We start from the raw sequence: 13615 nt of genomic DNA on the forward strand, positions 1-13615 counted from the left end.
GAGGCATAGAGGTTGCGGCCATCTTCCTTCTCCCCGTATACGGGGAGAAGGTGCCGGCAGGCGGATGAGGGGCGGTCGCTACCGGACAAGCATTGCGAAAGCCCACTAATAATCGGGGGACCATGTCACATTCCGTAGAGCTCGATCATGTCGGCGTTACTTTCGGGGCGACCCGTGCCGTCGACGACGTCTCCTTCACGGTCGAAGGCGGAGAGTTTTTCTCCATTCTCGGCCCCTCCGGCTGTGGCAAGACCACTCTGCTGCGGGTGATCGCCGGCTTTTTGAAGCCGACCGAAGGCCGCGTTCTGATCGGCGACAGGGACATGACCCCGCTGGGGCCCAATCAGCGCCCCACCGCGATGATCTTCCAGTCGCTTGCGCTCTTCCCGCTGATGCCAGTCTGGGAAAACATAGCCTTCGGGCTGGAGGCACGTGGCATCGCAAAGGCCGAGCGGCGCAAAAAGGCCGACGAGCTTCTGAAACTGATCGCGCTTGAAGGCTATGGCGACCGTATGCCGGGCGAGCTTTCCGGCGGACAGCGCCAGCGCGTGGCCATTGCGCGCGCGCTCGCGGTCGAGCCGCAGGTGCTGCTTCTCGACGAGCCGCTTTCCGCGCTTGATCTCAAGCTGCGCCAGCACATGCGCGCCGAGCTGCGGGCGCTGCAGAAACGCACGGGCGTTACCTTCATCTACATCACGCACGATCAGTCCGAGGCGCTCGCCATGTCGGACCGCGTTGCGGTGATGAGCGCCGGCGTGGTGCAGCAGGTGGGCGCACCGCGCGAACTTTACGACAATCCGGCCACGCCTTTCGTCGCCACCTTCGTTGGCGAGACCAACGCCCTGCCCTGCACGGTGAAAGGCATCGAGAACGGCATCGCGACGGTGGAGAGCGCCCATGGCCCGCTGAGCGGCCGCGCGGGCGACGGGCTTTCAGCGGGTGCGACAGCGAAGCTTTATGTGCGCCCCGAGGCGCTGAAGCCGAACGGTGGAACCAACCGGTTGGCCGCCACCATCGAGCGGATCGATTTCGAGGGCGCTTTTGCACTCGCGCACGGCATGGCCGGGGACGGCATGCCGCTGGTTGCCTCCATCGCCAGCACGGAACTCGCAGCCGCACCTGCCATTGGCGAGAAATCCGGTTTCGGCTTTGAGAGCGCAAACGCTGTGGTGCTGCCCGATGTCTGACCTCTACAGACGTTTTGGCGGGGGGCTTGGCACGCTGTTTCTGGCGCTGGTCGGAGCGTGGCTCGCCGGCATGGTGCTCGCGCCCAATGTGATGATGATCGACTATGCGCTGCGGCCCAACCTGCCGCCATCGCAGCTCGGCGGGCCGAATGATGTCTATTCGCTCGACAACATTCTCTACCTCGCGAATGAGGGTGTTCACCGTGCGATCTTCTTCAAGACCGTGTGGGCGAGCGCGCTTGTCGCTTTCATCACCTTTCTGGTGTGTTATCCGATGGCTTTCTGGCTTGCCCAGAACGCGACGGTGAACCAGACGGCCATCGTGCTTCTCGCGCTGACCATTCCGTTCTGGATCAACGAGGTGTTGCGTACGCTTGCCTGGTATATCCTGCTTGCGTTTCGCGGGCCGCTGAACGCCTTTCTTCTGTCGCTTGGCATCATTGATGAACCGGTGCGCTGGTATGGCGATGGCGGCGTGCTGGCCGGCATGACCTACGCCTACATCCTGTTCATGCTGTTTCCGATCTACAACGCGATTGAGTCTCTCGACAAATCGCAGATCGAGGCAGCGCGCGATCTTGGCGCATCCACCTGGCGCATTCATTGGCGGGTGGTCATCCCGCATGCCAAGGCGGGCATCGCCACGGGCTGTGTCTTCACCTTCATGCTCGCCGCCGGCAGCTATGTCGCGCCAGCCCTTCTCGGCGCGCCCGGCAGCCGCTGGTTCACCGAGATCATCTACAACTGGTTCTTCGAAGGCGGTGACTGGAACCGGGGCGCCGCCTATGCGCTGGTTCTTCTGGTGCTGTGCCTGGCAGTGGTGCTGATCACGCTGCGCATCGCCCGCGTGAGCCTGACGGAGGTGGCGAAATGAGTCTGGCGTTCATTAGTCCATGCAGGCGCTGCCCCTCATCCGCCCTTCGGGCACCTTCTCCCCGCGCACGGGGAGAAGGAAACGCGCCGAGATATCCGCAGCCTTTCCTCGCCCCGTTTACGGGGAGAGGATGCCGGCAGGCAGGTGAGGGGCAGCGCCAGCCTCTCTGGACAGACCCGGAGGTTCGCGCATGAGTGCCGCTGACCGCATCGCCCGGGCCATGTTCGGCTTCTATATGGTGGCGTTCTTTCTCTACCTGTTCGCACCGCTTGCGATCATGGGCATCGCCACATTCAACACCAGCCGCTTCCCGACCGTGACGCCGTGGCGCGGCACGACGCTTCAATGGTTCGATGCGCTGTGGAGCGACAGCGGCATGTGGCAGTCGCTGTGGACCTCCTTCATCGTCGCCTTCTTCGTTGTGATCACCGTTCTGCCCATCGGCACGGCGGCAGCGCTTGTTCTAACGAGCCTGCATGCGCGCGCCCGCAGCTTCATGTATGCGGTCATGGTGTCGCCGCTGCTCACGCCCGGCGTGGTCATCGGCATCGCCACACTGGTTCTGTGGCGGCAGCTCGGCGTCGGCGGCGGCGTGTTTCTGATCGTGGTGGCGCAGGCGAGCTTCATCATCTGCTATGTCATGCTGATGATCACGGCGCGCCTCCAGCGCTTCGACCCGACACAGGAAGAAGCGGCCCTTGGCCTCGGCGCATCGAAATTCATGGTGTTCCGCCGCGTGCTCCTGCCCTTCCTGAAACCCGCGCTCATCGCAGCCGGTTTCCTGGCGATCCTGCAATCCATCGAGAACTACAACACGACGCTGTTCGTGCGCGGTTTCGATACGCCGCTGACGGTCTACATCGCCACCAAGGTGCGCACGGGCCTGACGCCCGCCGTGAATGCGCTGGCGTTGATCATGATCGCGATCACGGTGCTTGGAGCCATCGCCTATGAGGTCGCCCGCCGCCGCAGCGCCGCGCGGATGGCGGCGGATTAGAGCAATTCCGGACGGAAAACCGGGACCCGCTTTTTCCGGAATTGCTCTAGCCCAGCGATCTAACGATCAATCCGCGTCGACAGGATGATGGAGCTCATTGTCCGGTCGACGCCCTTCAGTGCGCCAATCGTGTCTATCACCGCATCAAGCTCGGCCACCGAGGGCGCTTCGACGACGATGATCATGTCGAACGAGCCGCTGACGGAATGGACCGCGCGCACGGCCGGCATCTTCTCCATGGCTGCGATGACATCGCCGGAGAGCTTTGGCGAAACCGTTACCAGAAGATGCGCGCGGATCTGCGCGGCGTCATATTCGCCTGAGAGCCGCACCGCATAGCCGGCGATTGTGCCGCTGCGCTCCAGCCGCTCGAGCCGGCTTTGCGCGGTGGAGCGCGAGACCCCGAGCCGTCGTGCGATTTCCGACACCGACATGCGGGCATTCTCCCGCAGGAGAGCGATCACCGCACGATCCGCTTGCGATACCGTCATATTGTCCAATCTTATCGTCAATATGTTTAAAATGATAAGTCAAATTACCCGATTTATCTCTTCGATTCAACGCAGATCGGGGTGACACTTGGTGCACATTCTACAGAATCGAAAGGGAACGGAATGAAGGAAATCGTCGTCACCGGAGCCGGGCGCATCGGCGCTGCCATTGCTGACATGCTGGTCGCCTCGGGCGATTATTCGGTCACCGTTGCCGACCGTTCGGCCGAACAGCTCGCGGCCCTGCCCGAGCACCCGCAGATTGCGGGTGTCGAGGTCGACCTTTCCGACACTAAGGCGCTGGCTGCCGTTTTGAAGGGCAAGTTCGCCCTGCTTAACGCCGCGCCCTACAATCTGACCGTTCCCATTGCCGAGGCCGCAGCCGAAGCCGGTGTGCATTACCTCGACCTCACCGAGGATGTGAAAAGCACGCGTCGCGTGAAGGAGATCGCGGCGACCGCCGACACGGCCTTCATTCCCCAGTGCGGTCTCGCGCCGGGCTTCATCACCATCGCCGCCAATTCGCTCGCCAAGCGCTTTGATGAGTTGCACGATGTGCGGATGCGCGTCGGCGCGCTGCCGCAGTTTCCGGCCAATGCGCTCAACTACAATCTCACCTGGTCGCCGGAAGGCGTGATCAACGAGTATTGCGAATCCTGCGAGGCCATCGTCGATGGCGAAATGAAGGAAGTCGCACCGCTTGAAGGGCTGGAAGAGTTCTCGCTCGATGGCGTGCGCTACGAAGCGTTCAACACGTCCGGTGGCCTGGGCTCCATCTGCGAGTCGCTAAAAGGGCGTGTGCGCAATCTCAACTACCGCACGATCCGCTATCCCGGCCATGCCTCGATCATGAAGATGCTGCTGAACGATCTGCGCCTGATCGAGCGCCGCGATCTGTTGAAGGAGATCTTCGAGCACGCACTGCCGACCACCATGCAGGACGTGGTGGTGATCTTCGTGACGATCACGGGCCTGAAGAATGGCCGTCTGGTGCAGGAGAGCTACGCCAACTCCGTGTTCGCCGATCCGGCAGGGCCGCATGCGCGCAGCGCCATCCAGAAGACGACGGCAGCCGGCATCTGCACCGTGCTTGACCTGCTCGCCAATGGCAAACTTCCCGCAAAAGGCTTCGTGCAGCAGGAAGACATTGCGCTGGAAGACTTTTTGGCAAACCGCTTCGGCCGCACCTATCAGCCGGACAGCGGCCCGCAGGCAAAAGCGGCCTGATCGGGCATTTTTCGGCCAGCGGCGAAATAGGTCGCTGGCCGTACCGTTTCGGCCTCATGTGACATTGCGCGGGTCAGAGCCCGTCCATAATCTCGCGCGATGACAAACGACCGGCCGCTTGTCGGCATCCTCCTGATGATCGGTTTCTGCGCGGTCGCCCCTCTGGGCGACTCGATCGCGAAACTGTTGGGCGAGACCATTCCGCTGTTCGAGCTTCTGGTCGTACGTTTCGCCGCGCAGGTGGTCTTTCTTCTGCCTATCGTCTGGTGGAGCGGCACGCGGCTCGCATTGCCCGGATACGTCATGCGGCTGACGGTGCTGCGCACGGCGCTTCACATCACCGGCATCGGCGCAATGTTCATGTCGCTGCGCTATCTGCCGCTGGCCGACGCCGTGGCAATCGCCTTCGTCATGCCGTTCATCATGCTCGCTTTCGGAAAGTTCTTTCTTGGCGAAGCGATTGGCCCAAGGCGTCTTGCCGCCTGCACGGTCGGCTTCATCGGCACGCTTCTGGTCGTGCAGCCGAACCTCGTGACCGTGGGCGCACCGGCATTGCTGCCGCTGGTCGTCGCCTTTGCCTTCTCAGGTTACATGCTGGTGACGCGAAAGATCTCGCGCGTGGCCGACCCGATTGCGCTTCAGGTGGTGAGCGGCATTTACGCCGTCATCGGTTTTGCGGCGGTCGCGTTCATTAATCTCGGCTTCGACCTGCCGCAACTGCGCATGGTGCAGCCAGACCTGCGGGAGACGCTGCTCCTGATCGCATCGGGCTTTTTCGGAACGTTCGGGCACCTGCTCATGACCTGGTCGCTGCGCTTTGCGCCATCGGCCACCGTGGCGCCGATCCAGTATCTGGAGATTCCCTTCGCCACCGTGATCGGCTGGCTGATCTTCCGCGACCTGCCCAACGGGCTCGCCGCTCTCGGCATCGCCATCACCATTGGCGCGGGGCTCTACATCGTTTTCCGCGAGCGGGCCATTGCAAGGGATATGCAGACTCAGCCCTTGCCGGACGCGCAATAGATTCCGTAGAGAGTCTGGAGCACCTGCTCCACTTCCTGTGCGGCAAGGCTGTAATAGATTTGCTGGCCGTCTCGCCGCGTCTCCACCAGCCCCAGCGCCCGTAACTTGCCGAGCTGCTGGGATAAGGCCGACTGGGACATGCCAACCGCTTCCGCCAGCGCATTCACGCTCGCTTCGCCATCGAGCAGGTGGCAAAGGATCATGAGCCGGTTCTGGTTGGCCATGGCCTTGAGGAGGTCCGAGGCTTGCCGCGCCTTGCTTTCAAAGGCGGCGATGTCGTTTTCGTTCATCTGAATACATGAATTTATGAGCATCTCAGATGTCGGGTGCGCGGGCAGTCATGTCAAGCGCTCTCGCGGGCTGCTGCACAATCCGATCCATATCGTTGCGGGAAAGTTCAAATCATCGGGTCTTGCATTTCACTCGTATATTAATATATGAAGACATCATAATATTCAAGGAGGCATAGCCATGACACTCGATCGCGCAGTTCTCGCCTTTGCTGGCATCATGATACTTCTCTCCGTGGTTCTGACCATGTGGGTCTCGCCACTGTTCATCTGGTTCACGGTCTTTATCGGCCTGAACATGCTACAGTCGGCTTTCACGGGCTTCTGCCCGGCCGCGTTCCTATTCCGCAAGCTGGGCGTGAAGTCCGGCACCGCGTTTTAATCACCACAGTGAGGCTCCGATGCGCGCCATACTTCTTCTCGCCGGGTTTCTTTCAGCAGGCCCGGCACTCGCCGAAAACATCACCCTGACGCCAACTGCGATAACCGAGTGGAAGCCGGTCTATGGCCGCGTGGAAGCCCGGGATACGGTGCCGGCGCGTGCGCGCATCGGTGGCATCGTTGTCGAACTGAATGTCAGCGAGGGCGACAATGTCACTTCGGGGCAGCAGATCGGCACGATCCGTGACGACAAGATCGCATTCCAGATCGCCGCTCTAGATGCGCAGCTGCGCGCGCTGGAGGCGCAGATGGAAACGGCGGAATCAGAACTCGCCCGCGGCCAGACACTGGTGGAACGCGGCGTTGTTACCACCCAGCGGCTCGACCAGCTGCGCACGCAGGTGGACGTGATCCGCAACCAGATCGCCGCCACCGAAGCACAGCGTTCGGTGATCGAACAGCAGGGTGCCGAGGGCGCAATCTTTGCGCCGCTCGATGGCCGGATCCTGACGGTTCCCGTCACAAGGGGCGCCGTGGTTCTGCCCGGTGAACCGATCGCCACGATTGGCGGCGGTGGGTTCTTCCTGCGTCTTGCAATCCCCGAACGGCACGCAGCTGCGCTCGAAGAAGATGCAGCCATTCACATCACCAGCCAGGGGCAGGAAGTGGAAGGCCGTCTCGCCAAGATCTATCCGCAGATCGAGAATGGCCGCGTTATCGCGGATGTGGAGGTGGAAAGCCTCGACACTGCCTTTGTCGATGCGCGTGTGCTCGTGCGTGTGCCGGTGGGCGAACGCGAAGCGCTGCTCGTTCCCGCCGCTGCCGTCACCACGCGCTCGGGCATCGATTTCGTCACCGTTGAAGCAGGCGGGGCAACCATCGAACGCACGGTGGTTCCGGGCGAAACCGTTACCCGCGACGATGGTGACTTTGTTGAAATCCTGAGCGGCCTCGCTGCCGGAGACACGGTCATCGCGCCATGAACCAAGCACCAGAAAAGCTGGGTATTGCCGGTGTGCTGACGCGCACCTTCATCAATTCGCCCCTCACCCCCCTCTTCCTGATCGCGGCTTTCGCCTTCGGGCTGGTGGCGCTTGCCACCCTGCCGCGCGAGGAAGAGCCCCAGATCTCCGTTCCCATGGTGGACATCCACGTCCAGGCCAACGGGCTGAAGGCGGAAGACGCCGTCAAGCTCGTGACCGAGCCGCTGGAAACCATCGTCAAGGGCATTGACGGTGTCGAGCACATCTATTCGCAGACCGGCGACGACCGCACCATGGTCACCGCGCGTTTCGTTGTCGGCACCTCGTCCGACGCCGCAGTGCTGCGCGTGCACGACAAGGTGCGGGCCAATATGGACCGCATTCCCGTCGGCATTCCCGAACCGCTGATCGTTGGACGCGGGATCGACGATGTCGCCATCGTCTCGCTCACCCTGTCTCCGAAGCCCGAGGCCGCCGACAGCACCACGGCGACCGATCTGACCCGGATCGCCCGCGAGCTGCGCACCGAGATCGCCAAGATCGAGGATGTCGGCCTGACCTATCTGGTTGGCGAAACCGGCGAGGTGATCCGCATCGCGCCCGATCCGCGCCGCCTGGCGCTCAACGGTATCACGCTGCAGCAGCTGGCCGGCAAGGTGTCGGGCGCAAACCGCGCCTTCCCCGTCGGGCAGGTGCGCGATGCGGGTGAGCAGATCACCGTTGTTGCGGGCGAAACGCTGCGCACGCCGGCCGAAATCGGCAATCTGCTGCTGACCGCGCGTGACGGACGCCCCGTCTATGTGCGTGATGTGGCCGATGTGAGCTTCACGACGGATGCCAGCGAAGCGCTGGTCTCGACCGTGACCCGCAGCGAGGATGGCGCAATCGAACGCGTTCCGTCCGTCACGCTGGCAGTCGCCAAGCGCGCCGGCGCAAACGCCGTGACCGTGGCGCACCAGATTCTGGAGCGTGTGGAGCTGCTCGAAGGCAATGTCATTCCCGACAGTGTCTCCGTGGAGATCACCCGCGATTATGGCGAAACGGCCAATGAAAAGGCCAATGAGCTGCTGTTCCACCTGGCTCTTGCGACGATTTCGATCATCGCGCTCGTGTGGGTTGCCATTGGCTGGCGGGAAGCGATCGTGGTGGCCATCGTCATTCCGGTCACCATCCTGCTCACCCTGTTTGCCGCCCGCGTGATGGGATACACGCTGAACCGCGTCTCGCTGTTCGCGCTGATTTTCTCCATCGGCATTCTGGTGGATGACGCCATCGTGGTGATCGAGAACATCGCACGCCACTGGGGCATGGGTGACGGGCGCGACCGCCGCCGCGCGGCCATTGAGGCCGTGGCGGAAGTGGGCAACCCGACCATCGTCGCCACGCTGACCGTGGTGGCCGCCCTTCTGCCGATGCTGTTCGTGTCCGGCATGATGGGGCCCTATATGAGCCCGATCCCGGCCAACGCCTCGGCTGCGATGATCTTCTCCTTCTTCGTCGCCGTCATGGTCACGCCGTGGCTGATGATGAAGACCGCCGGCAAGGCCCCCATCGCTGCGCATGGTGGCGACGGTCATCACCAGGGCGGTTCGCTCGGGCGCATCTATAGCTGGGCTGCCCGGCCGATCCTCAAGACCAAGGGGCGGAGCTGGTTCTTCCTCATCGCCGTTGGTCTCGTGACGCTTGGCTCGCTCGGTCTGTTCTACACCAAGGACGTGACCGTGAAGCTGCTGCCGTTCGACAACAAGTCGGAACTGGCGGTGCTGATCGACCTGCCCGAGGGCTCTTCCGTGGAAGCCACGGATGCGGTTGCCCAGGCGGTTGCGCGCAACGTGCTCGAACTGCCCGAGGTGCGCTCGGTGCAGACCCATGCGGGCTCGGCCGCTCCGTTCAACTTCAACGGGCTGGTGCGTCACTACTTCCTGCGTGCAGCCCCTGAACAGGGCGACGTGGCGCTGAACCTGACCGGCAAGGGCGAGCGCGACCGCGCCAGCCATGACATCGCGCTCGACATTCGTGAGCGCCTTGCCACGCTGCCGGTGCCCGAGGGCACGAGCCTGAAGGTCGTTGAGCCGCCGCCCGGCCCGCCGGTCATGGCGACGCTGCTGGCCGAGATCTATGGTCCTGATGCCGAAACGCGCCGCCAGGTGGCGGAGCGGGTAGAGGCTGCGTTCCGCTCCGTTCCCTTCGTGGTGGACGTGGACAACTCCTTCGGCGATCCTGCCCGGCGTCTGCGCGCCACGGTCTCGACCGATGATGCGGAATTCTACCGTGTCGAGGAAAGCGACGTGTTCGACACGCTGGCCATCCTCAATGGCGGCCAGACCGTTGGCTATTCGCATCGCGGCGAAGGCCGACAGCCGATCCCGATCCGTGTTGAGCGGCCGAAGGGCGAGAAGACGCTGGACGAGGATTTCCTGACGACGCCGATTCCCGCCAATGTGCTGCCGGGCAGCCGCGGCGTGGTGGAGCTGGGCGATGTCGTGCAGATTTCCGAGGAGCGCGCCTCCTATCCGGTGTTCCGCCACAATGGCCGTGCGGCCGAGATGGTGACGGCAGAACTGGCCGGCGATTTCGAGGCTCCGCTTTATGGCATGATGGCCGTGCAGGAGGCGCTGGATGCGCAGGACTGGACGGGGCTCGAAAAGCCGACCATCAGCCTGAACGGCCAGCCCTCGGACGAAAGCACCCCCACGCTTCTGTGGGATGGCGAGTGGGAAGTGACCTGGGTCACCTTCCGTGACATGGGCGCTGCTTTCATGGTTGCCCTGCTCGGCATCTACATTCTGGTGGTGGCGCAGTTCGGCTCGTTCAAGGTGCCGCTGGTGATCCTGACGCCGATCCCGCTGACCTTCATCGGCATTCTCGGCGGGCACTGGTTGTTTGGCGCGCCCTTCTCGGCCACGTCGATGATCGGCTTCATCGCGCTTGCCGGCATCATCGTCCGCAACTCGATCCTGCTGGTGGACTTCATCCGCCATGCGGCGTCGCCCGAGCGGCCGCTGACCGAGGTGCTGATCGAAGCCGGTGCGATCCGCTTCAAACCGATCCTGCTCACCGCCTTTGCGGCGATGATCGGCGCGGCGGTGATCCTTGCGGACCCGATCTTTCAGGGTCTGGCGATCTCGCTCCTGTTCGGTCTGGCGTCTTCGACGCTGCTGACCGTGCTGGTTATCCCCGCGATCTACCGTGTGCTGCGCACCTGATTGCGGCGAAAGCCCTCGCCTTCCCCCTCATACGGGCGCACATGTGCCCGTCAGGGGGAAGGCACTTCTCCCCTCCCCCTGACGCATTGTTTTTACGAAATTCCGGACGAAAAACCGGTTCCCGCTTTTCCTGGAATTTCTTTAGTGCGCTAACAGAAGCGGTGCGGGCGCGCTTTGGAGCATGGTGCGGGTGACACCGCCGAGGACAGCCTCGCGGAAGCGGGAATGAACGAAAGCGCCCATCACCATCAGCTCCACCTGCTCTGCCGACAGAAACGCATTCAGCCGCGCCGTGACATCGCCATCAATGGCGGTGAGTGTTTCAATCTGCGGGTCATTGACCCCGTGGCGGACGAGATAGGCGGCAAGGTCGGCCCCCGGCGCCATGCGCGAGAGATCCTTCTCGCCGGTCACCGAAACGATGAACACCTGCTCTGCTTCCTGCAGGAAGGACAGCGCATCGTCCACCGCGCGCGCCGCACGGGCGCTGCCGTCCCAGGCAACCGCAACACGCTTCGGCGCTGGATTGCCACCCGCCTGCGGCACCAGAAGCGCAGGCCGGCCGCTGTCGAACAGCACATCCTCGACCACATCGCTTTTCATATCCGAGCCTTCGCCCGGCGCGTCGAGCACGCACAGATCGTTGACCCTTGCGAGGCGCGCAAGGCGTGCGCTGCGTGGCTCAAGCCGCGAAAGCGACTGCTCGGTCACGCATTCCACGCCGGCCCCTGCGGCAAGCCGCGCCGCAGCCTTTGCGGTTTCGCGCGTGGTGGCTTCCAGTGCGTCCAGCTCTTTCTTGACGATGCTGGCCAGACCGCCACCGGTGCGCGAGATCGGCAGGTAGATGGATGGCGGCAGCGCGCAGACCGTGAGACAGGAACCATGATGGGCGGCAAGCGCCACCGCATAATCGAGCGCCGGCGTGGAGGTAAACCCCTCGCTGGCCTCAAGGCCGACAAGAATGCATTTCGGTTTATCGGCCATGGTTCTTCTCCTTCTTAAAAAAGCGCTACTGGAGCGTGGCGAGATAAGTCAGGATCGCGTCGATCTGGTCAGGCTCGGCGATGAAGACCGGCATGTCGGGATGGCCCACGACAATGCCTTCTGCAAACGCCTCTTCCAGCGCCTCCAGCGGATAGCGCTGCGAGAGCTCGCGGAAGGGCGGCGCCTCCGGATGCGTGCTCTCATCGGTCGCGCCGACGGCATGGCAACTGGAGCAGTTCGTCTCGATCAGCTCCCGGCCATAGGCCACGAGTTCATCAGCTTCGTCTGCCATCGCCTGAGCGCAGGCTGCTGCGAAGAGCGCCGCGAAGACGCCCGTGCGGAGCGTGAAGTTCTGCATTTCCAGCCTTTCGGATCATAATTGATTCAAGAACTATCAGCTTTAGCATAGCAAACTTTGATGCGGGTCAAGGAACAGTGGCAAACAATGACTTGATCTTTGTCAAAGCGCCTTCAGAATCGGCTTTCTAGGGTGGTGAAGAACGAAAGGATCCAGCATGACCACAGTTTCTGACCTCTCTCCGAAATTTCGCCATGTCCGGCTCGAACTCGCCCGCGAAAAAGGGCACCCGATGGGTGAGCATGACGAGGGCTACGATCTGCTCGTACCGCTGGACACGGAGGGCCGCCTCGACCCCGTGGAGTGGAAGAAGCACCAGATGCAGTGCCGCGTGCGCCGCTTTGAACCGGACGCGCAGGACAAGATTGGCCGGTTGCGCCGCAAGCCCGGCGGCCAGTGGTATTTCGACTATGAGGAAGGCGAGCGCGATGACGAGATCGGCTTCCGCCTCGGAGAGGAACGCTTCCGGCAGGGCGAATATGTTTCCATCTCCCGTGAAGGCCAGATGCACACCTTTCAGGTGAAGCTGGTCGAACGGCTTTAGCGGCCCGATGACCCGGCGCATCGCCATCGTGCTGGGGCATCCCGACCCCAGCCCCGACCGGCTCTGCCGCGCCTTCGCTGCCGCCTATGCGGAAGGGGCGCAGGGGGCCGGGCATGTGGTCGACATCATCGATCTGGCGGCGCTGGACTTCCCGCTTTTGAATTCACAGCAGGATTTTCTGCACGGAGCACTGCCCGACGTGCTGAAACCGGCGCAGGAGGCGGTGACCGCCGCCGAGCATGTGGTGTTCATCTACCCGCTGTGGCTTGGCACCATGCCGGCGCTCCTGAAGGGTTTTCTCGAACAGCTCCTGCGTCCGGGCGTTGCCTTTGCCTACAAGGAGAAAGGGTTTCCCGAAACGCTGCTCAAGGGCAAGTCGGCGCGGGTTATCGTTACCATGGGCATGCCGGCGCTGATCTACCGGCTCTGGTTCTTCTCGCACAGCCTGCGCAGCCTTCGCCGCCACGTGCTGAAATTCGTCGGTTTTTCGCCCGTGCGCGAAACCCTGTTCGGCGCAGTGGAAGAAGCGAGTGAAGAAAAGCGCAAAAGCTGGATCGAAGAGGTCCGCGTGCTGGGCAAGAGTGCTCTCTAGTTGTGAAATCCACACCGCCCGGGGTGACAGACCCGGCATAACAAAGCATCTTGCGCATATGGATTCACGGATCCAGACGTGACGACGCATCATCATCAGGAGGGCATCCGCAATGGCGGGAAAGTTCGAACTCTACAAGGACAAGGCGGGTGAATTCAGGTTTCGCCTGAAAGCCGGCAATGGCGAGATCATTCTGGCCAGCGAAGGCTACAAGCAGAAGTCGAGCGCGGAGAACGGCATCGAGTCCGTTCGCACCAACTCTCCCAAGGACGAGCGCTACGAGCGCAAGGATACTTCTTCGGGCAAGCCCATGTTCAACCTGAAGGCCTCCAATGGCCAGGTGATCGGCACGAGCGAATCCTACAGCAGCGAAAGCGCGCGCGAGAACGGCATCCAGTCCGTGAAGAACAACGCCCCGGACGCCAAGCTGGAAGATCTGACGGCCTAGAGCAATTCCAGGAAAAGTGGGAACCGGTTT

At 62.5% G+C, this 13615-nt stretch carries 14 protein-coding genes and 2 pseudogenes; 12 read left to right on the top strand and 4 right to left on the bottom strand.

What is annotated here, in order from left to right; genetic code table 11:
* Window positions 1–122: 122 nt before the first annotated feature.
* The 3 genes from ACRTG1_RS00470 to ACRTG1_RS00480 all read left to right on the top strand — a co-directional run bounded on the left by ACRTG1_RS00470 (window position 123) and on the right by ACRTG1_RS00480 (window position 3058).
* Window positions 123–1187, top strand: a complete 1065-nt coding sequence (locus ACRTG1_RS00470; RefSeq protein WP_432515525.1) for an ABC transporter ATP-binding protein — start codon at window positions 123–125, stop codon at window positions 1185–1187.
* A complete protein-coding gene (locus ACRTG1_RS00475; RefSeq protein WP_113156999.1) occupies window positions 1180–2061 on the top strand; it encodes an ABC transporter permease in 882 nt (293 codons plus the stop codon). Before ACRTG1_RS00470 ends, ACRTG1_RS00475 begins: the two co-directional genes overlap by 8 nt.
* A 190-nt stretch (window positions 2062–2251) precedes the next feature.
* A complete protein-coding gene (locus tag ACRTG1_RS00480) occupies window positions 2252–3058 on the top strand; it encodes an ABC transporter permease (protein ID WP_206546414.1) in 807 nt (268 codons plus the stop codon).
* A 59-nt stretch (window positions 3059–3117) separates the two neighbouring features.
* Here ACRTG1_RS00480 and ACRTG1_RS00485 read toward each other — a convergent pair whose 3' ends face one another.
* Window positions 3118–3549: an Lrp/AsnC family transcriptional regulator gene (locus ACRTG1_RS00485; RefSeq protein ID WP_113156997.1), complete on the bottom strand. Its 432-nt coding sequence runs from the start codon at window positions 3547–3549 to the stop codon at window positions 3118–3120.
* 123 nt (window positions 3550–3672) lie between these two features.
* Here ACRTG1_RS00485 and ACRTG1_RS00490 point away from each other — a divergent pair, with 123 nt between their 5' ends.
* Window positions 3673–4776, top strand: coding sequence for a saccharopine dehydrogenase family protein (locus ACRTG1_RS00490; protein ID WP_113156996.1), 1104 nt, complete (start codon window positions 3673–3675; stop codon window positions 4774–4776).
* A 99-nt stretch (window positions 4777–4875) separates the two neighbouring features.
* Window positions 4876–5799 (top strand): DMT family transporter, encoded by a 924-nt coding sequence (locus tag ACRTG1_RS00495; RefSeq protein ID WP_206995881.1) that lies wholly within the window; start codon window positions 4876–4878, stop codon window positions 5797–5799.
* Here ACRTG1_RS00495 and ACRTG1_RS00500 read toward each other — a convergent pair.
* A complete protein-coding gene (locus tag ACRTG1_RS00500; RefSeq protein WP_113156994.1) occupies window positions 5775–6089 on the bottom strand; it encodes an ArsR/SmtB family transcription factor in 315 nt (104 codons plus the stop codon). The two genes, ACRTG1_RS00495 and ACRTG1_RS00500, sit on opposite strands and share 25 nt — an antisense overlap.
* Window positions 6090–6270: 181 nt before the next feature.
* On the opposite strand from ACRTG1_RS00500, the gene ACRTG1_RS00505 reads away from it, so the two are divergent.
* From ACRTG1_RS00505 to ACRTG1_RS00515, 3 genes are read left to right on the top strand one after another with little or no spacing between them, the layout of a single operon-like run.
* Entirely contained in the window at window positions 6271–6471 is a 201-nt protein-coding gene (locus ACRTG1_RS00505) for a YgaP family membrane protein (protein ID WP_113156993.1), read from the top strand.
* A gap of 19 nt (window positions 6472–6490) precedes the next feature.
* Window positions 6491–7453, top strand: coding sequence for an efflux RND transporter periplasmic adaptor subunit (locus tag ACRTG1_RS00510; RefSeq protein WP_113156992.1), 963 nt, complete (start codon window positions 6491–6493; stop codon window positions 7451–7453).
* The gene (locus tag ACRTG1_RS00515; protein WP_432515526.1) at window positions 7450–10659 is read left to right on the top strand and encodes an efflux RND transporter permease subunit; all 3210 of its coding nucleotides are present in this window, start codon (window positions 7450–7452) and stop codon (window positions 10657–10659) included. The genes ACRTG1_RS00510 and ACRTG1_RS00515 overlap by 4 nt, the downstream gene beginning before the upstream one ends.
* Before the next feature lie 141 nt (window positions 10660–10800).
* On the opposite strand, the gene ACRTG1_RS00520 is transcribed toward ACRTG1_RS00515, so the two are convergent.
* Window positions 10801–11643, bottom strand: a complete 843-nt coding sequence (locus ACRTG1_RS00520) for a universal stress protein (RefSeq protein WP_206546411.1) — start codon at window positions 11641–11643, stop codon at window positions 10801–10803.
* Window positions 11644–11668: 25 nt separating this feature from the next.
* A complete protein-coding gene (locus ACRTG1_RS00525) occupies window positions 11669–12001 on the bottom strand; it encodes a c-type cytochrome (protein WP_113156989.1) in 333 nt (110 codons plus the stop codon).
* Window positions 12002–12158: 157 nt separating this feature from the next.
* Between ACRTG1_RS00525 and ACRTG1_RS00530 the strand changes: the two genes are divergently transcribed.
* The 4 genes and pseudogenes from ACRTG1_RS00530 to ACRTG1_RS00545 all read left to right on the top strand — a co-directional run.
* The gene (locus ACRTG1_RS00530) at window positions 12159–12545 is read left to right on the top strand and encodes a hypothetical protein (RefSeq protein WP_206546410.1); all 387 of its coding nucleotides are present in this window, start codon (window positions 12159–12161) and stop codon (window positions 12543–12545) included.
* Between the two features lie 7 nt (window positions 12546–12552).
* Window positions 12553–13137 carry an NAD(P)H-dependent oxidoreductase gene (locus ACRTG1_RS00535; RefSeq protein ID WP_206995876.1) on the top strand — a complete coding sequence of 195 codons (585 nt, stop codon included), beginning with the start codon at window positions 12553–12555 and terminating at the stop codon, window positions 13135–13137.
* Window positions 13138–13249: 112 nt separating this feature from the next.
* Window positions 13250–13411, top strand: a pseudogene (locus tag ACRTG1_RS00540) (YegP family protein); the annotation flags it as partial.
* A gap of 33 nt (window positions 13412–13444) precedes the next feature.
* Window positions 13445–13585: pseudogene (locus ACRTG1_RS00545) on the top strand (YegP family protein); the annotation flags it as partial.
* Window positions 13586–13615 lie beyond the last annotated feature (30 nt).

Source organism: Nitratireductor sp. PBL-C9 (assembly GCF_050877045.1).
GTDB classification, from domain to species: Bacteria; Pseudomonadota; Alphaproteobacteria; order Rhizobiales; family Rhizobiaceae; genus Nitratireductor; species Nitratireductor aquimarinus.

Bases quoted from the DNA above. Each gene is read 5' to 3' on its own strand.
- ACRTG1_RS00470 (WP_432515525.1), top strand. From the start codon at position 123: ATGTCACATTCCGTAGAGCTCGATCATGTCGGCGTTACTTTCGGGGCG.
- ACRTG1_RS00475 (WP_113156999.1), top strand. From the start codon at position 1,180: ATGTCTGACCTCTACAGACGTTTTGGCGGGGGGCTTGGCACGCTGTTT.
- ACRTG1_RS00480 (WP_206546414.1), top strand. From the start codon at position 2,252: ATGAGTGCCGCTGACCGCATCGCCCGGGCCATGTTCGGCTTCTATATG.
- ACRTG1_RS00485 (WP_113156997.1), bottom strand. From the start codon at position 3,549: ATGACGGTATCGCAAGCGGATCGTGCGGTGATCGCTCTCCTGCGGGAG.
- ACRTG1_RS00490 (WP_113156996.1), top strand. From the start codon at position 3,673: ATGAAGGAAATCGTCGTCACCGGAGCCGGGCGCATCGGCGCTGCCATT.
- ACRTG1_RS00495 (WP_206995881.1), top strand. From the start codon at position 4,876: ATGACAAACGACCGGCCGCTTGTCGGCATCCTCCTGATGATCGGTTTC.
- ACRTG1_RS00500 (WP_113156994.1), bottom strand. From the start codon at position 6,089: ATGAACGAAAACGACATCGCCGCCTTTGAAAGCAAGGCGCGGCAAGCC.
- ACRTG1_RS00505 (WP_113156993.1), top strand. From the start codon at position 6,271: ATGACACTCGATCGCGCAGTTCTCGCCTTTGCTGGCATCATGATACTT.
- ACRTG1_RS00510 (WP_113156992.1), top strand. From the start codon at position 6,491: ATGCGCGCCATACTTCTTCTCGCCGGGTTTCTTTCAGCAGGCCCGGCA.
- ACRTG1_RS00515 (WP_432515526.1), top strand. From the start codon at position 7,450: ATGAACCAAGCACCAGAAAAGCTGGGTATTGCCGGTGTGCTGACGCGC.
- ACRTG1_RS00520 (WP_206546411.1), bottom strand. From the start codon at position 11,643: ATGGCCGATAAACCGAAATGCATTCTTGTCGGCCTTGAGGCCAGCGAG.
- ACRTG1_RS00525 (WP_113156989.1), bottom strand. From the start codon at position 12,001: ATGCAGAACTTCACGCTCCGCACGGGCGTCTTCGCGGCGCTCTTCGCA.
- ACRTG1_RS00530 (WP_206546410.1), top strand. From the start codon at position 12,159: ATGACCACAGTTTCTGACCTCTCTCCGAAATTTCGCCATGTCCGGCTC.
- ACRTG1_RS00535 (WP_206995876.1), top strand. From the start codon at position 12,553: ATGACCCGGCGCATCGCCATCGTGCTGGGGCATCCCGACCCCAGCCCC.